Origin of the sequence: Streptomyces sp. BK79, from assembly GCF_044142145.1 — a bacterium.
Lineage (GTDB): Bacteria > Actinomycetota > Actinomycetes > Streptomycetales > Streptomycetaceae > Streptomyces.
Genome location: NZ_JBHVOC010000001.1, coordinates 1 through 15,116 on the forward strand (window position 1 = coordinate 1; position 15,116 = coordinate 15,116).

Consider the following 15,116-nt stretch of genomic DNA (forward strand, 5'->3'; position numbering starts at 1 on the left):
TACCCCGGGCCGCGGTTCCCCGGGGGGCCGGGGTAACGGGGGCGGGTCCCGACCCAGGCCGATCGTCACGCGGCCCTTACCGACGAGAGGTCGACGATCAGAAGGCAGGTATCGTCCGCGCGGTTCAGCTCTGCTGCTGGCTGCCCTGGAGGGCCTGGCCGGTCATGTCGGCCACCTGATCGGACGGCGGGGCCTGGGCGTCGACCTCGGTGCCGAAGTCGGAGAACTGCATCACCGTGCTCATCTTGAGCTGCTGGGGCGCCGCACTGCTGTCGGGCTTCGCGGAGGCGGACGCCGGTGCCTTGACGGTCATGTCGATCTGCTGACGGCGGAGCCGGCCCTCGTCATCGAGCCATACCTGCATCGGCATGGTGGGGCCGAGCTGCTTGCTCATCTGTTCGCCGCCCGGCAGTTCGGCGACATCCACCGAGACCCGGTAGTGCGTGGTGTCGACTCCATCGATCTTCTCGGTGCCGACCTTCGTGACGTCCTTGTCCGTGATCGCCTTGGCATAGGCGGCGGTCTGGGCCGGGTCGCCGATCTGCTGATTGCTTAGCCCCTGCTGTTGGGCGACCTTCTTCAGGTCGATCCTTATCCAGGGCTTGCCGCCCGGGGCCTTCTCGCCGGGCACCTTCTGGTAGAGGACCTGGTCGACCACACGCTGCTCGATGCTCTTGCCCTGCGCGGTGACGGTCATGACGCTGTTGCCCTCAGCCATGTCGAGCACCCCCTCCCCGTCAGAGGTGATCGCCTTGCCTTCCGCGGAGAGATTCATCTTGATCGTCATCCGCGCCGACTTGGCCTGGGCCGTTTTGTCGTACGCCGCCCGCACCTCCGTCGTCCCCTGCTCCTGAGCGCCGCTCTTGCTGGCGCCGGCCGACGCACCGGCTCCCTGAGCCTTCGATTCACCGCCGCCACCGCCGTCACCGCACCCCGTCACGACAACGCTCCCCACCACCGCGGCCACCACGATCGCGCCGGCCTTCATCCCCCTGCTGCGCATGTGAATCCCCATCTCCTCAACGACTATCGACCGCCGCCGAATGGCGCCGATCCATCGGTCTCCGAATGCCCCAGCCATGCCCGAACACACTTATGCGGGACGCTTATTGACGACTTGAACGGAATGCGTTCGACCGTCAGTGCGTCTACTCCGGTGGCGCCTTCGCCTGAACCCATCGGGCGGCGAAGGCGCCCTCCGCGACTTCGCGACAATCTGGAGACCAAGCTGCGCTTTCGGTCTTCTTTCTTTACTTTCCGCGGCCTCGCATAAGGCTCACGGCGAAAAAGACAGCTCCGATGACCACGAGGACACCGAAGATGATGCCGAGCCACGGCGGACCGTCGGGTCCCCCGCCGGGTGCCGCCAGTTCCAGTGCACGCATCTTTTCGTCCTTTCCGTTACCAGGTCTTCTTTATCTTCGCCGAGCACCCCGGCTTGGCGCTGTACGAAGTGCTGGCACCGGCCGACGTCTCGCCCTGGGTGTTGGCCGACGCACGGTAGTAGCCCGCTGAGCACTCCGCCTCGCCCGTCCAGCCGGCGGAGGCGTCACTGGCGCTCGCTTCATACCCCCCGCTCACTCCGGGTGTGCCTGCTCCCACGGAGAGGCTGGGGTGGATCGCGCCGTCGTCATTGACGCTGACGCCCCCTCCGAGACACGCCCCGAAGGCACACACCTCGAGGTTCAGTCCCTGGGAGGCGAGTCCGCTGGGGTCGATGCGGTTGACGGGGTCGCCTTCGGCGTAGAGGTAGGGGTTCTTCTCCTGGCCGGAGGGGTCGGGGCTGGTGAAGCGGCCGATGTTGGGGTCGTAGTAGCGGGCCGCGTAGTGGTACAGGCCGGTGGGGTCCTGGAAGCCGCCGGCGAACCGGTACGGCTGGGAGACCTTCTCCGTGGTGGTGGAGCGCTGGACGCCGCGGGGGCTGTAGGCGTAGGTGTTGGCCTTGGTGCCGGTCTCGTCCGCGAGCGCGACGACGGAGCCGATCGCGTCGGTGAGGTAGTAGTACGACTTGCCCCCGGTCGTCATGGAGTTCAAGGTGCCCCCGGGTTCCCGGTTGAATCCCATGTCCACACCCGCGGTGGTCTTGGCGGACAGGCCGAGCGGCCCGTTGTGGAAGAACGTGTCGCCGAGCTTGATGCGCTCGCTCTGGTCGGTCGAGCCGTACTGTCCGGCGTAGGTCTTTCCGGCGACGGTGATCGACGTCATCTGGCTGTGGTCGGACCAGGTTTCGCCGGTGCGGGTGCCCTCGGGTGTGGCGGCGCCCGCGGTCTCGTTGCCGGTCTTGTCGTAGGACCAGTTGGTGCCGCTGCCGTTCTTGGCGGTGATCTGCTGGGCGTCGTTGACGCTGTAGGTGGTGCCGCGCGGGCAACCGGGGTCGACGCCCTGGCTGGTGAGGTTGCCGGCCTGGTCGTAGCAGTACTGCCAGGAGGAGTTCAGTGTGGTGCCCTGCTCCTCCTTGGCGTAGGAGAAGCGGCCTGCGCTGTCGTAGGAGTAGGTGGTCTTCAGGCCGGTGACGGTGTCGGTGCGGGTGCGGATCTTTGCCCCGTCCTTGCCCGCGTTGGAATACGAGTAGGCCAGGTCGACCAGGGTGCCCTTCGGTGACGTCGCCTTGATCTTCTCCGGCCTGCCGGACTTGTCCGGGGTCACCGTCTGCACGGTGCCGCCGGGATAGGTGGTCGTGGTGCGGACGTCGTTCGCGTTGTACTTGTACGTGGTCGTCCTGCCGGTCGGGTCCTTCAGCGCGGTGAGCTTGTTGACCTCGTTCCACGTGTAGTCGGTGACACCGGCCGGATCCTGGTAGGTGTCGACGTTGCCGGCCGGGGTGTAGGTGAGCTTGGTCTGCGAGCCGTTCTGCAGCGTGCGGACCGTCTCCCTGGACAGCGGGTCGAACTCGTACTTGGTGACCCCCGTGCCGTCGTCGCGCTGGCGCAGGTTGCCGTCGCCGTCGTAGTGGTAGCGCACCGTGGAGTTGGTCGAGGAGACCAGGACGACCCGGTCCCGGTTGTCGTAGGTGTAGACGGTCTTGACGCCTCGTCCGTCGGTCACCGTCTCCGGGCGGCCCAGCGCGTCGTAGGTGTAGGTGGTCGGGCCCAGCGGAGCGGGCGGCGTGGCCTTGGCCAGGTTGCCCCTGGTGTCGTAGGTGAACGACGTCGACACCGATCTGGTGTCCGACATGCTGGTGGTGGCCTTGCAGGTCTGGCCCTCGAAGCCGCCGCAGGTGGGGGTGGCCGGGTTGTGGTCGAAGGTGCGCTGGCCCCCGCCAGTGCCGGTGACCGCCACCGACTTGGTGTTGCCCGCGGTGTCGTAGGTGTAGTCGGCCTTCTCACCGTCGGCACCGGTGAACGACTTCGGCAGGTCAGCGCCCGCGATGGTCTGATACCCGGTCAGAGTCGCGGTGGCACCCGTGGGGAGCTTGGCCGAGGTGGGGTTGTTGCGTCCGTCCCAGCCGTAGGCGGTGACGTTGGCGCCGGTGCCGCCCACGCCCATCGCGTCGGTCGCGGTGTCGATGTTGTGGTTGGCGTCGAACGTGCGCGAGCGGGAATGACCCAGCGCGTCGGTGACCTTGGTGACGCCGCCGTCCGCGTTGTGTTCGTATGCCGTCGCGTGCTGCTCCGGGTCCGTGACCGTCGTCGTACCCGCGGTCCACGGGTCGGTGTTCGAGTACGCGTAGGTGTAGGTCGGCCCCGTGTGTCCGGACCCGTTGAAGTCGGTGGCCCGGAGCATCGAGCGGACGCGGTTGTCCTCGTCGTAGCTGAAGACGGTGACCCGGCCCTCCGGGGTGGTGATCTTCGTCAGGCGGCGGGAGGAGTCGTATTCGAAGGCGGTCGGTTTGCCCTCGGTGTCGATGGTCCTCGCCAGGTCGCCGGCCGCGTTGAGGTCGAAGACGGCGGTGCGGCCGGTCTGGTCCTTGGCCTGCCACTGGCTCGCGCTCGTCTTGACCAGGTCGAGCCAGCGGCCCGAGCGGGTCTCGGTGAGCTTGAAGCCCTTGTGCTCGGTTCCGTCGTCGTGCTGGTCGACGGTGATCGTGCCCTTGTTCCGGTCCGTGACCTTGGTCAGCGTGCCGTGCTCGTCGTAGGTGTCCTTGGAGCCGGACTTGCGGTCGGTGAGGGTGTAGGTGCCGTCCGCGTTCTTCTTCAGGTCCTTCGAGTAGCCCTTGGGCGTGGCGAAGGTACCGTCGGCATTCTCGGTGAAACTGACGGTGGCGCCGGTGGCGTCGTAGAGGATGACCTCGCCGGAGAAGAACTGGAGGTATCGCTCGTACTCCTGCCACCATCTCTGGGACACCTTGCCCCAGGGCGCGTCGAAGGAGTTGTACGTCCGCGCCAGGCGCAGCCTCTGTCCGACGCCGGCGACCTCGAAGTCCGTCGCGGCGAGCATCATGTTGCCGGTGGACAGATTGATCCTCGCCACCAGCGAGTCGGTGATGCGGAAGTCCGAGATCTGGTGCCAGGGCACCGAACCCTGGTCCTCCGGGACGTACACCATCGCCGCGGCATCGGCGGACGGCGCTCCGGACGCCTTCTTGGGCGGCTCGGGCAGCTCACCGGTGCGGGCCCGCTCCTTCTGCTCCGCCCGCCACGCGGCCCGCGCCTTCGTGGGCTCGGCCTCCGGCTTACCGGTCACCGGCCTGGTCGCACCGACCTTCACCGGCGGCACGTCCAGATCGGACTTCTTGCCCCACGCCGAGGTCGAACCCGGATCCGCCGGCGCCGGTGCGGCAAACACCGGGGCCGCCGGAACCACCAGCGACAGCGCCGCCACCGCGGCCATGAGCCCGTAGCGCGAGAATCTCCGGGCACGCCGAAACGGCGTGCTTGCAGCACGCGAGTGCATTCAGCTTCCCCCCACGGAAAGTCAGACCCGGCAACCCCTGCGGTCACCGGAGCCACACAACCTGGCACAACAACCGCACAAGGTGACGCGGCGTGCCCCGCATCAGCCGTCACATACGGCCCGGAATCAGCCGTGCCGCTTAGGCCGGAAGAAACCCGGATGTAACAGGACGAGACGGGCCGCTCTCATGGCAGCAGGGGGAATTTCACCCTGGCGGCCAGCCCGTCCATGACCTGCCCTTTTCGGTTTTCCAGCGGATCTCGCGCATACCCGACCTGAAATGTGCCGTTTTCAAACAGCTTCAGATCGCCGCGCGCCCCTCTTCAAGATCCCAAGGACGGCTGTCACCTTGGCAAGGGATAAATGGTTGCCACATGACAACTTGTCTTGAACGAGATGGTGCGCCGGGCTGTCGGCACTGGCTGCCGGGGGCGGGTCCCCGCAGTGGCCGGGGCGCGCTCAGCCGCCGACCGGTGCTCCCACGTTGTCCCGGAACCGGCCGATGACTCCTCGCCTTCCGGGGTTCCCGAGGCGCGGCCGCAACCGAGCTTCTCGGTGTCCTTCCACACCACCTGGGTGAAGGGGCCGGTGTCGGGTGAGTAGCCGGGCCGGTCCCAGTCGTAGCCGCCCGTCCAGCGGGCCTCGTACCACCGCCGCACCGCCTCCTCGCACGAGGCGGGTTCGTCCTCGTAGGTGGCGAACCAGTAGCGGTTCTCGCCATAGCCCTTCGATCCCGCCCCCGACGACGTGCCGTGATCGCCAACGCGATCACCCGATCGAGCACCCCCGCCACCCGCACGCACATCCCGAGATCACAAGCGCACCCTCACACCCCTGGCCGGCATCAGTTCTCTGACGGAATGCGGACGGCGATCGCTTTCGCCAGGCGGTCCGCCTCCCGCGACATCGGCCCGCCCTCCTGCGAGAGGGTCACCAGGCCGAGCACGTCGGAGGCCTCCTCCCGCGTCAGCAGCGCCAGGCGCTCCGCCGTCTCCGCCGGCGTGGAGAGGATCTCGCTCAGGTCGCTCTCGTCGAGGTAGTCACGCTCGTAGTCGTCCATGACCGGGCACCGTACCCAGCAGCGCCCCGCCCACACGGCACCTGACGCAGGTCAGCCCCGACCGGCGTGTGCGGGTCGGGGCTGAGCCAGGGTTTCAGCCGAACGATCACCCATCGTTCGCGGGCGGTGCCGTCATGCTGTCCGGCTCAGGTCCTGGGGCTCCACTCCGTGGGCGAAGGGCAGGCCCCGGGCGTAGCGGGTGATCTCGGCGGCCGCGTAGTCGGCCATGCGGCCCAGCTCGCTGCCCAGCGAGCCCGCGATGTGCGGGGTCAGTAGCACGTTGGGCAGCCGGAACAGCGGTGACTCGGCGGGCAGAACCTCGGGGTCGGTGACGTCGAGGACCGCGTGGATGCGTCCGGACGCCAGGTGGGTGATGAGCGCGTCCGTGTCGACCAGGGAGCCGCGCGCGGTGTTGATCAGCGTGGCGCCGTCGGGCAGCATCGCCAGCCGCCTGTCGTCGAACATGTGGCGCGTTTCGGGAAGTTGGGGGGCGTGGATGGAGACGACGTGACTGAGCCGGGTCAGTTCGTCGAGGCCGACGGGCCGCGCCCCGAGGCGGGCGGCGCCGGCGTCGTCCAGATAGGGGTCGTGGACCAGGACGGTGAAATCGTACGGCCGCAGCAGTTCGATGACGCGCCGGCCGGTGCGCGAGGCGCCGACGATGCCGACAACCCGACGGTAGTTGCCGTGACCGGCGAAGTAGGGCAGCAGTGGGTACGCGGCTCGCCGCTCACGGTAGGCACGTGCGCTTTCCAGGATCCGCTTGCCGGTGAGGAGTATGGCGGCCACCGTGTACTCGGCGACCGGCAGCGCGTTGGCCGCCGCGGCACTGGAGACGGTGATGCCGCGCTCCCATACGGCGTCGGTCACGTGGTGCTTGACGGACCCTGCGGCGTGGACGACGGCCCGCAGCCGGGGCATCGCCGCGAGTGCTCGCTCCGTCAGCGGCGGACAGCCCCAGTGGGTGAGCAGCACCTCCGTGCGGCCGAGGGCCTCGGCGGCGCAGGGGTCGGCGAAGTCGGTGACCAGCAGGTCCGGATCGAGGTCGGCCGCCTCGCGGAGCAGGTCGATGGCGCCCTCGTCGCGCAGGGCGTCACGGGTCTCCCGCGACATCGCGAGAGCGGTGCGGGGACGCCGCGGGCGTGGGCCGGGCGCGATCGTGGAAAGGCTTCCTGCGGCCGGCGTCGTGGGGTGCCGTGCGGTCATCGTCACTTCACCGCGCCCGCGGTCAGCCCTGAGCGCCAGAAGCGCTGGAGGCAGACGAAGGCGATGATCAGAGGGAGGACCGAGACCAGGGCCCCCACGATCGTCAGCATGTAGAACTCCGGGTTCTGCTGGGAGGACTTGCTCCAGATCGCCAGGCCGAGGGTGACGGGATAGAGCTTGTCGTCGCTCAGCATGTACAGCGGCAGGACGAAGTTGTTCCAGCTCGAGGTGAAGGTGAAGAGGAACAGGGTGACGAAGCCGGGCGCGATCATCGGCAGGCCGACCGATCGGAAGACGCGCCACTCTCCCGCGCCGTCCATCCGGGCGGCCTCGATCACCTCGTCCGGGATGTACCCCTCGGAGAAGACCCGGGCGAGGTAGACGCCGAAGGGGTTGACCAGCAGGGGGACCAGCACGGCCCAATAGGTGTTGTCCAGGCCCGCCTTGCCGGCCAGCAGGTACTGGGGCAGCACGAGGACGGCACTCGGGACGAGGACGCCCAGCAGCACCAGAGCGAACAGCTTCTCCTTGTGCGGGAAGTCGTACTTGTCGAAGGCGTAGCCGACGGCCGTGCTGACGAAGGTGGAGGCCAGGCAGCCGAGACCGAAGTAGAGGATGCTGTTGAGCAGCCAGCGCCCGTAGATTCCGTCGCTGTAGGTGAACAGGTCACCGAGGTTGGCGAAGAGGTTGAAGTCGGCGAAGGTGAAGCCGCCGGTGCCGACGAGGTCACCGTGGTCCTTCGTACTGGCGACGAGGAGCCAGGTCAGAGGCAGCAGGGTGTAGCAGGCGAAGAGGGCGAGCAGGCCGTTGACGACGGCCTTGGAGGTCCACGAGCGGCTCGGGCGCGCGGGGCTGCGGTCGCCTGGGCGTAGGTCTTGCTCGCTGGGCCGCCTGTTCGGTCCGCTCCCCTCGCCGGCCGTGTGGGGGGTGGCCTGCCCGGTGACGGTGTGCGTGGTCATGCTGCCTTCCAGCGGTTGCCGAGCTTGGTGACTGCATAGGAGAGGACGCCCGCCAGGAGGGCGATGAGGATCGCCGCCGCGGAGGCGAGACCGGGCTGGTGGTCGACGAACGCCGCCTTGTGCACGTACATCACGGGTGACCAGTCACGGTTGATGGCTTCCGACTGGGTCGTGAGCATGTAGGGCTCGTTGAAGAGCTGGATGGCGCCGACGCAGGTGAACAGGAGGCTGAGGACCAGGGCGGAACGGATGTGCGGGACCTTGATCCGCAACGCGGTGCGGATCGCCCCGGCTCCGTCCATCATGGCCGCTTCGAGCGTCTCCCGGGGGATCGCCTGGAGCGCCGCGTAGAGGATCACCATGTTGTAGCCGACGTAGTGCCAGGTCACGATGTTGACGACCGAGGGAACGGCCAGCTGCGCGGAGAAGAAGTCCACGCTGACGCCTGCGGAGCCGAACCAGTCCATGAGCGGGCTGAGGCTCGGCGAGTACAGATACACCCAGATGATCGCCGCGATGACGGTGGGCACCGTGTAGGGCAGGAAGAGGGCCAGCTGGAACAGCCGCTTGGCCCGTGCGACGGTCGAGTCCAGCAGCAGGGCGAGCAGCAGTGCCGTGCAGGTCATGAGTGGGATGTAGATCGCCACGTAGGTGGCGACGTGCAGGAACGAGGCGCGCAGGGCCGTGTCGCCGAGTGCGTCGGCGTAGTTGCCGAGGCCGACGAAGACGCTGTCGGTGCCGCCGAAACCGAGACCGGAGGACTCTTCCTTGAACAGGCTCGTCCAGAGCGCGTAGCCGATGGGGGCGACCATGACGAGCGTGAAGAGGGTGAAGAACGGTATGAGGTAGGCCGCGGCGGCGCGCTGTCGGGCGCGTCCGACCGAGGGGCGGGCGGGTGCTGGGGGTGGCGCTGTCATGGGTTCTCCTGACCGGGGCGCCCGCGGCGGCGGAGCCGGAAGGAACAGTGGGTCGAGTGGTGAGGCGGCCGGGGTGGCACCTGCTGTATCCGCCGGGGCGCGTGGCCGGCGCGGCGGTCGGGCCCGGGGCGCGTGGCCGGCGCGGCGGTCTCCCGGGGGGCCGGCCGGCGTGGGGTCAGCCGACCGTTTTCAGTCCGCGGTCGTCGAGTGCCTTCAGCGCCGCCTGCTGGGCCGCCTGGAAGCCGGCCTTCCAGCCTCCCTTGGCTACGGCGCTCTCGAACGCCTCGTTCACCGACCCCTGTACCGGGCCCCAGGTCCAGTCGCCGACGACGGTGTCCACCTGGTCGGCGGCGACCTGGTAGAGGTCGTTGGCGAAATAGCCGTCGGAGGCTCGGGCGAACTCCGTCGCCGCGACCTTCTGCAGGCCGGGGGCGGCGGGCAGGACACTGCTCGGTGCCTCGGCATCCGCGAGTCGCGCCTTCATCGCGGCCGGATCGGTGGTGAGCCACTCGATGAACTCGGCCGCGCCCTCGACGTGGTCGCTTCCCTTGGGCACGGCGAAGGAGGTGCCGCCCCAGGTACCGGTGGCCGGTGTGCCGTCCCAGGTGGGCAGCGGCGCCACGGCCCACTTGCCCTTCTGCTCCGGCGTCTGGGATATCAGACCAGCCCCGCTCCAGGGGGCGCCGATGAACGCGGCCACCTGGTTCTTCTTCTTGGCGGTGCTCTCCTCCTCACTCCAAGCGGGGTGGTTGAGCACCAGACCGTCGCGCACCAGGCCGTCCCAGAACTCGGCGACCTTCAGGGCGGGCTCGTCGTCGATGGCCACCGTCCAGGCGTCGCCCTCGACGCCGAAGCCCTGCGAACCGGCCTGCCAGGCCAGTCCGTTGATGAACGGGATGTCGCCGCCCTTGGGGACGTTGAGGATACGGCTCCCCTTGTCGGCGGCCTTGATCCTCTCCGCCGCCTTCGCGAACTCGGCCCAGGTGCCCGGAACCTCCACACCGGCCTTGTCGAACAGGTCGGTCCGGTAGTAGAGGAGTTGCGGGGTGACGTCGAAGGGGACCCCCCAGGTACGGTCACCGGGGGTTACCAGCGACCGGAGGCTTTCGGGGAACGTCTCGACCAGCTTCCCGGAGTGCTCGGTCAGATCTTCCAGGTTCCCCTGGCTGGCGAACTCGGGGAGCATCGCGTATTCCATGCCCACGACGTCCGGTGCGTTGCCGGCTTTGATCGCGCTGTCGATCTTGGAGTAGCCGTCGGTACCGGCGGTGATCTCGGTGTACTCGACCTTGATGTCCTCGTGGGTGGCGTTGAACTTCTCGACGACCTCCTCGGTGCCGACCATCCAGGACCACATGGTGAGGGTGACCGGCTTGCTGTCGGAGGCCCCGGAGGTGCCGCCGCCCTCGCCGCCGCAGGCGGTGGCGAGGAGGGCCAGGCAACTCAGGGAGGCGGTGAGAGTGAGGCGGGACATGCGGTGGGCGGGCTTCATCTGCACTGGCTCCTCGATGAGCAGGCGCCTCAGCGACCGGAGGCGAATGCGCTCATCTTTTGCGCACAACGATCGCCCGTCAAGAGCAAATGACCAACTCGATCAAAACAATCAATTGTCGACGGGTCGCGATCACCGCGGCGGAGCGCAGGACGCCCGCACCGTGAGCCGCGGCACCAGGGAGACGTGCCGGCTCGGCGCCGCCGCACCGGGCTTCGCTCCGAGCCGGGCGAACATCATCTCGACGGCGGTCTCCCCCACGGCCTGCCGCGGCGGAGCCACGGCGGTCAGCGGCACGTCGGCCAGCGCCGCCATCTCGTCCTCGTACGCCACCAGCGACAGGTCGTCCGGCAGGGAGAGGCCGCGTTCGCGCAGCCTTTGCACCACGCCGATCGCGGTCTGGTCGTTGTGGACGATCGCGGCGGTGATCCCGCCCTCCGTCACGGACCGGTACAGCGACCGGGTCGCCGCCTCCAGGCCGGCCGGGTCCTCCGGGTCGACGTTCACGGGCGGCGGCACCGGGAGGCCGCACGCCGCCATGGCGGCCTCGTACCCCTCCCGGACCTGCGGTGACGTCGGATTGTCCTGTGCGAGCAGGGAGATCCGCTGGTGCCCCAGCCCAGCCAGGTGGTGGACGGCCGCGGCCGCTCCGAGCGCGTGGTCGGAGCGTGCGCTGTCCAGCCCGGCCAGCCGGCCCCCGAGAGGGACGCGCCGGTCCACCAGTACGGCGGGGACCCGTAGGGCCAGCAGTTGCTGCTCCTGCTCGGGGCTGGGCACTCCGCGTTCCCAACTGGGCTGGATCAGCAAGCCGTCGACGCCGCCGTCGAGCATCCGTCCGATCTGAGCGGTGTCCTCCTCGGACCGCCAGTGGGCGATCCCGAGCACCAGTCGGCCGCCGCGCGCCGCGACGGCGTCCTGAGCGCCCCTGACCAGCTCCGCGAAGTAGTGCTCCATGCTGGGCACGACCATGCCCAGGACCACTCCGGTGGGTGGCAGCGGTGCGGGGGCGTCCACGTCCACGACCACGTCGGCGACGGCCGGGCCGGAGCCGAGCGGCTCGGGCCACGCGACCGAGCCGTGCAGCCGCGTCAGCCGCCCCTGTTCGGCCAGCGCCTCGACATCGCGCCGCACGGTGACGGCCGAGACTCCCAGCTCCTCCGCCAGCTCCGTCACCCGCAGGTCGCCCCGCCTGCGCACGATCTCCAGCACCCGTTCGTGGCGCTGATTGACATGCGACCGCATCTGCCGTCCTCCCGAAGACCCCCCGATTAGTGCACGTTCCACCGTACTCTAGTGATCGATTCTTATGAGTCTTACGTATTGAGCATCTTGCGCGCATCGTGCTAGAAACCCACCACCACAACCCGCACACGCGCCCCCTTCCGTGTTCCTCCTCCCCCCCCTCTCCTCCCTCTCCCCCTCCTCTCCTCCTCCGCTCCTGTCCTTGGAGACGCCATGCCCACACCCTGGTCCCGCCGCGGATTCGTCAAGGCGACGGGAGGTGCCGCCGCCGCACTGGGGCTCCCCGCGACCGCCTCGGCGGCAGTCCTGGCCGCCTCCGAGCCGGCCCACGCCGCGTCGGCGGCATCCGCCGACTTCGAAAGCCTCAGAGCCACCTGGCGCGGCCTGGTACTCGGCTCCGGCTTCAGCCCCACCGCGGAGCCGTTCGCCTCCAAGCTCGCCCGGCTGGGCACGGACGCCGCCGCCTGGCGGACCACGATGCGGCCCGCGCGGGGCTCACTGTGGCCGGGCATGGTGTGGCTGGACCCCGATCCCGACACGGACACGGAGTCGTACGCCTACTCCGCACAGATCCAGTCCACCTTTCAGCGGCTGCGCTCCATGGCGGAGGCGTACGCCCAGCCCGGCACGGGCCTGACCGGGGACGACGCCTTCGCCCAGGAGGTCGTGACCGGCATCCGGCACGTGGTCACCGACGTCTACCACGCGGGCCAAGCCCGCTACGGCAACTGGTACAACTGGCAGATCGGCGGGCCCCACGCGCTGCTCGACGCGGCCACCATCCTGTACGACCACCTGGACGCCGAGCTGATCACCACGATCACGGATGCCGTCCGCGCGTTCGTGCCGGAAAGCGCGGTGGCCTCGTACACGGGCACCTCCACCGGCGCCAACCGCGTCGACCTGTGCCGGACGATCGCGCTCAGCGGCCTGGTCGGCGAGGACGCGGACCGGCTCGCCCTCGCGGCCGGGGCGCTGTCCCCGGTCTTCCCCTACGTGACGTCCGGGGACGGCCTCTACCGTGACGGCTCCTTCATCCAGCACACGTGGGTGCCCTACGCCGGATCGTACGGTGCGGACCTGTTCACCGGCCTGAGCCTGCTCTGCGCGCTGCTCGCCGGCTCCCCCTGGGAGATCACCGACCCGGCCCGGGAGAACTACTTCGACGCCGTCGAACGAGCCTGGGCCCCCTTCCTCTACAACGGCCTGTGCATGGACGCCGTCTCCGGACGCGCCGTCGCGCGGGGACTGCCGCCCGGCCATCCCAGCGGCGCCAACGACGACCATCTGCGCGGCCACTCGATCATCGCCTCGATCGTCGCCCTGGGCCGCGCCGCGAGCCCCGAGCAGAACGCGCGCTGGCGCGCCCTGGCCAAGGGATGGATCCAGCGGGCGTACTTCAGTCTTCCGCACACCAACCCCATGCTCGGTGTCTACAAGCTCGCCCAGCTCCAGAGCGTCGTGGACGACGCCTCGGTCAAGCCCTTGCCCGAGCCGCTCGCGCACCGGCTCTTTCCTTCCCAGGACCGGGCGGTACACCGCCGTCGGGGGTGGGCCGCCTGCCTGTCCATGGCCTCCGAGCGGATCGCGCACTACGAGTGGGGCAACGGGGAGAACCTGCGCGGCTACCACACCGGCGCCGGCTGGCTGTCCTGGTGGGGGGACGACTTCGCCAACGAGCAGTACTCGCAGACCTTCTGGGCCACCGTGGACCCCTGTCGGCTGCCCGGTATCACCGCTTCCAGGAAGCGACTCGCCGACGGCCAGGGCGGCCAGTGGGGGGCCGAACGCCCGGCGGTGAAGTGGGTCGGAGGCACCACCGACGGCACGTACGCCGCAGTGGGCCAGCATCTCAAGGGGCTGGCCTCGACGCTGGAGGCACGCAAGTCCTGGTTCTTCCTGGACGAGGGCATCGTCTGCCTGGGCGCCGGCGTCACCGCCACTGACGGCGAGGCGGTCGACACCGTCATCGACAACCGCCGCCTCGGCCCCGCCGGCACCCACGCCCTGACCGTGGACCACCACCGCAAGCCCGGCACCCCGGGCTGGACCGAGACGCTGAGCGACCCCGGCTGGGCGCACATCGCCGGCCATGGAGGCTACGTCTTCCCGGCGGGCGGCCGCGTCACGGCCCTGCGCGAGGAGCGCACCGGCCGATGGAGCGACATCAAGACCGGCTCCTCCACGGCGCCCCTCACCGATCGCTACCTCACCCTGTACGTCGACCACGGCACCGACCCGGTCGACGGCACCTACGCCTACGTGCTGCTGCCCGGCGCCAGTGCCGCCCGCACCGCGGCCCATGCCGCTGGCGCGCGAGGGCTGCTGAGAACACTCGCCAACACACCCCGTGCCCAGGGCGTCCACGTCCCCTCCCTCGGCGTCACCGCCGTCAACTTCTGGACGGCGGGAACGGTGGGCGACCTCACCGTGAGCGACCCCTGCTCGGTGCTGATCCGGCGCGGGAGCAACGGCACCGCGGTCGTCTGTGTCTCCGACCCGACCCGCACCCTCACCACGCTCACGGTGACGTGGCGCCACTGGACCTCCGCGGTCCTCTCCCGACCCGCCACAGTCGAACACGCCGTGCCGGGACGGAAGCTGACCCTCACGTTCGGCGATCTCACCGCCGAGGCGGGCGCCACCCAGAAGGTCACGGTGAGGACGGCATGAGGGCGACTGTACGCCGTTCCACCGCGCTGCTGGCGGGGCTGGCCTGCTTTTTGACCCCCGCCACCTCGGCGCGCGCGGCGATCGTCTGGGACGGCGACGCGGCACGGGGCACGGGAGTCTTCGGCAGCGTGGAGTGCGCCGAGCCCGGCAGCCTGGTCACCGCCGCCAACCAGGACGGCCACGGAACCATCTTCCGGTTCACCAAGCCCAGCGGCCTCGTCCGCTGCGAATCCCGGGGCATCTCGGTGGGCGGCACCCGGTACGCCTTCGCGCCCGGCTCGACCTACTGGCTGGGCTGGGAGTCCCAGCTGTCCACCGTCAGCGGTGACTTCGTGGTCTGGCAATGGAAGTCGTATCCCAACGCGGCGCAGAACTACCCTCTGATCATGACCGTCAAGGACGGCTCGGTGCGCCTCTTCCACGTCAGTACGGACGCCGCATGGCACCTGATCTGGTCGGCGCCGGTCTCGGCCGGGGCGTGGAACCGGTTCGCCCTCGGTGTCCACACCTCCGCCTCGGCCGGATCGGGCTGGGTGGAACTCTTCTTCAACGGCACCCGGCAGACGTTCGCCGACGGCGGCACCCGCTACGCGGCACGCACCTGGGACAGCGCCAACGAACCCAAGTGGGGCGTCTACGACCGGGACACCCCGCAGAGTGCCGCCGTGAACCGACTGGACCGGCTGCGCGTGGGCACCGCCTATTCGGACGTCGGCTGAGCTGCCGTGCACAAC

11 protein-coding genes are annotated in these 15,116 nt (G+C 69.3%); 2 read left to right on the forward strand and 9 right to left on the reverse strand.

The window, feature by feature from the left end; translation table 11 throughout:
• Nucleotides 1-124: 124 nt before the first annotated feature.
• The 9 genes from ACFIF2_RS00005 to ACFIF2_RS00045 form a co-directional block, all read right to left on the reverse strand.
• Nucleotides 125-1,003, reverse strand: coding sequence for a hypothetical protein (locus ACFIF2_RS00005; protein ID WP_395570302.1), 879 nt, complete (start codon nt 1,001-1,003; stop codon nt 125-127).
• A 398-nt stretch (nt 1,004-1,401) separates the two neighbouring features.
• A complete protein-coding gene (locus ACFIF2_RS00010) occupies nt 1,402-4,770 on the reverse strand; it encodes an RHS repeat-associated core domain-containing protein (protein ID WP_395570303.1) in 3,369 nt (1,122 codons plus the stop codon).
• Nucleotides 4,771-5,177: 407 nt separating this feature from the next.
• The gene (locus ACFIF2_RS00015; RefSeq protein WP_395570304.1) at nt 5,178-5,636 is read right to left on the reverse strand and encodes a CAP domain-containing protein; all 459 of its coding nucleotides are present in this window, start codon (nt 5,634-5,636) and stop codon (nt 5,178-5,180) included.
• 41 nt (nt 5,637-5,677) lie between these two features.
• Nucleotides 5,678-5,893, reverse strand: a complete 216-nt coding sequence (locus ACFIF2_RS00020; protein ID WP_395570305.1) for a DUF6417 family protein — start codon at nt 5,891-5,893, stop codon at nt 5,678-5,680.
• A gap of 132 nt (nt 5,894-6,025) precedes the next feature.
• Nucleotides 6,026-7,006, reverse strand: a complete 981-nt coding sequence (locus tag ACFIF2_RS00025) for a hydroxyacid dehydrogenase (protein WP_395570306.1) — start codon at nt 7,004-7,006, stop codon at nt 6,026-6,028.
• Between the two features lie 95 nt (nt 7,007-7,101).
• Nucleotides 7,102-8,058 (reverse strand): carbohydrate ABC transporter permease, encoded by a 957-nt coding sequence (locus ACFIF2_RS00030; RefSeq protein ID WP_395570307.1) that lies wholly within the window; start codon nt 8,056-8,058, stop codon nt 7,102-7,104.
• Nucleotides 8,055-8,975: a carbohydrate ABC transporter permease gene (locus tag ACFIF2_RS00035; RefSeq protein WP_395570308.1), complete on the reverse strand. Its 921-nt coding sequence runs from the start codon at nt 8,973-8,975 to the stop codon at nt 8,055-8,057. The genes ACFIF2_RS00030 and ACFIF2_RS00035 overlap by 4 nt, the downstream gene beginning before the upstream one ends.
• A 175-nt stretch (nt 8,976-9,150) precedes the next feature.
• A complete protein-coding gene (locus tag ACFIF2_RS00040; protein WP_395570309.1) occupies nt 9,151-10,467 on the reverse strand; it encodes an ABC transporter substrate-binding protein in 1,317 nt (438 codons plus the stop codon).
• A 132-nt stretch (nt 10,468-10,599) separates the two neighbouring features.
• A complete protein-coding gene (locus ACFIF2_RS00045; RefSeq protein ID WP_395570310.1) occupies nt 10,600-11,709 on the reverse strand; it encodes a substrate-binding domain-containing protein in 1,110 nt (369 codons plus the stop codon).
• 213 nt (nt 11,710-11,922) lie between these two features.
• On the opposite strand from ACFIF2_RS00045, the gene ACFIF2_RS00050 reads away from it, so the two are divergent.
• Nucleotides 11,923-14,382: a polysaccharide lyase 8 family protein gene (locus ACFIF2_RS00050; RefSeq protein ID WP_395570311.1), complete on the forward strand. Its 2,460-nt coding sequence runs from the start codon at nt 11,923-11,925 to the stop codon at nt 14,380-14,382.
• Complete coding sequence (locus ACFIF2_RS00055; RefSeq protein ID WP_395570312.1) at nt 14,379-15,101, forward strand: heparin lyase I family protein; 723 nt, start codon at nt 14,379-14,381, stop codon at nt 15,099-15,101. Before ACFIF2_RS00050 ends, ACFIF2_RS00055 begins: the two co-directional genes overlap by 4 nt.
• The last annotated feature ends 15 nt before the right edge of the window (nt 15,102-15,116 follow it).

Coding starts and splice junctions, on each gene's coding strand:
- ACFIF2_RS00050 (WP_395570311.1), top strand. CDS start 11,923: ATGCCCACACCCTGGTCCCGCCGCGGATTCGTCAAGGCGACGGGAGGT.
- ACFIF2_RS00030 (WP_395570307.1), bottom strand. CDS start 8,058: ATGACCACGCACACCGTCACCGGGCAGGCCACCCCCCACACGGCCGGC.
- ACFIF2_RS00025 (WP_395570306.1), bottom strand. CDS start 7,006: ATGTCGCGGGAGACCCGTGACGCCCTGCGCGACGAGGGCGCCATCGAC.
- ACFIF2_RS00005 (WP_395570302.1), bottom strand. CDS start 1,003: ATGCGCAGCAGGGGGATGAAGGCCGGCGCGATCGTGGTGGCCGCGGTG.
- ACFIF2_RS00020 (WP_395570305.1), bottom strand. CDS start 5,893: ATGGACGACTACGAGCGTGACTACCTCGACGAGAGCGACCTGAGCGAG.
- ACFIF2_RS00010 (WP_395570303.1), bottom strand. CDS start 4,770: ATGGCCGCGGTGGCGGCGCTGTCGCTGGTGGTTCCGGCGGCCCCGGTG.
- ACFIF2_RS00040 (WP_395570309.1), bottom strand. CDS start 10,467: ATGAAGCCCGCCCACCGCATGTCCCGCCTCACTCTCACCGCCTCCCTG.
- ACFIF2_RS00045 (WP_395570310.1), bottom strand. CDS start 11,709: ATGCGGTCGCATGTCAATCAGCGCCACGAACGGGTGCTGGAGATCGTG.
- ACFIF2_RS00035 (WP_395570308.1), bottom strand. CDS start 8,975: ATGACAGCGCCACCCCCAGCACCCGCCCGCCCCTCGGTCGGACGCGCC.
- ACFIF2_RS00055 (WP_395570312.1), top strand. CDS start 14,379: ATGAGGGCGACTGTACGCCGTTCCACCGCGCTGCTGGCGGGGCTGGCC.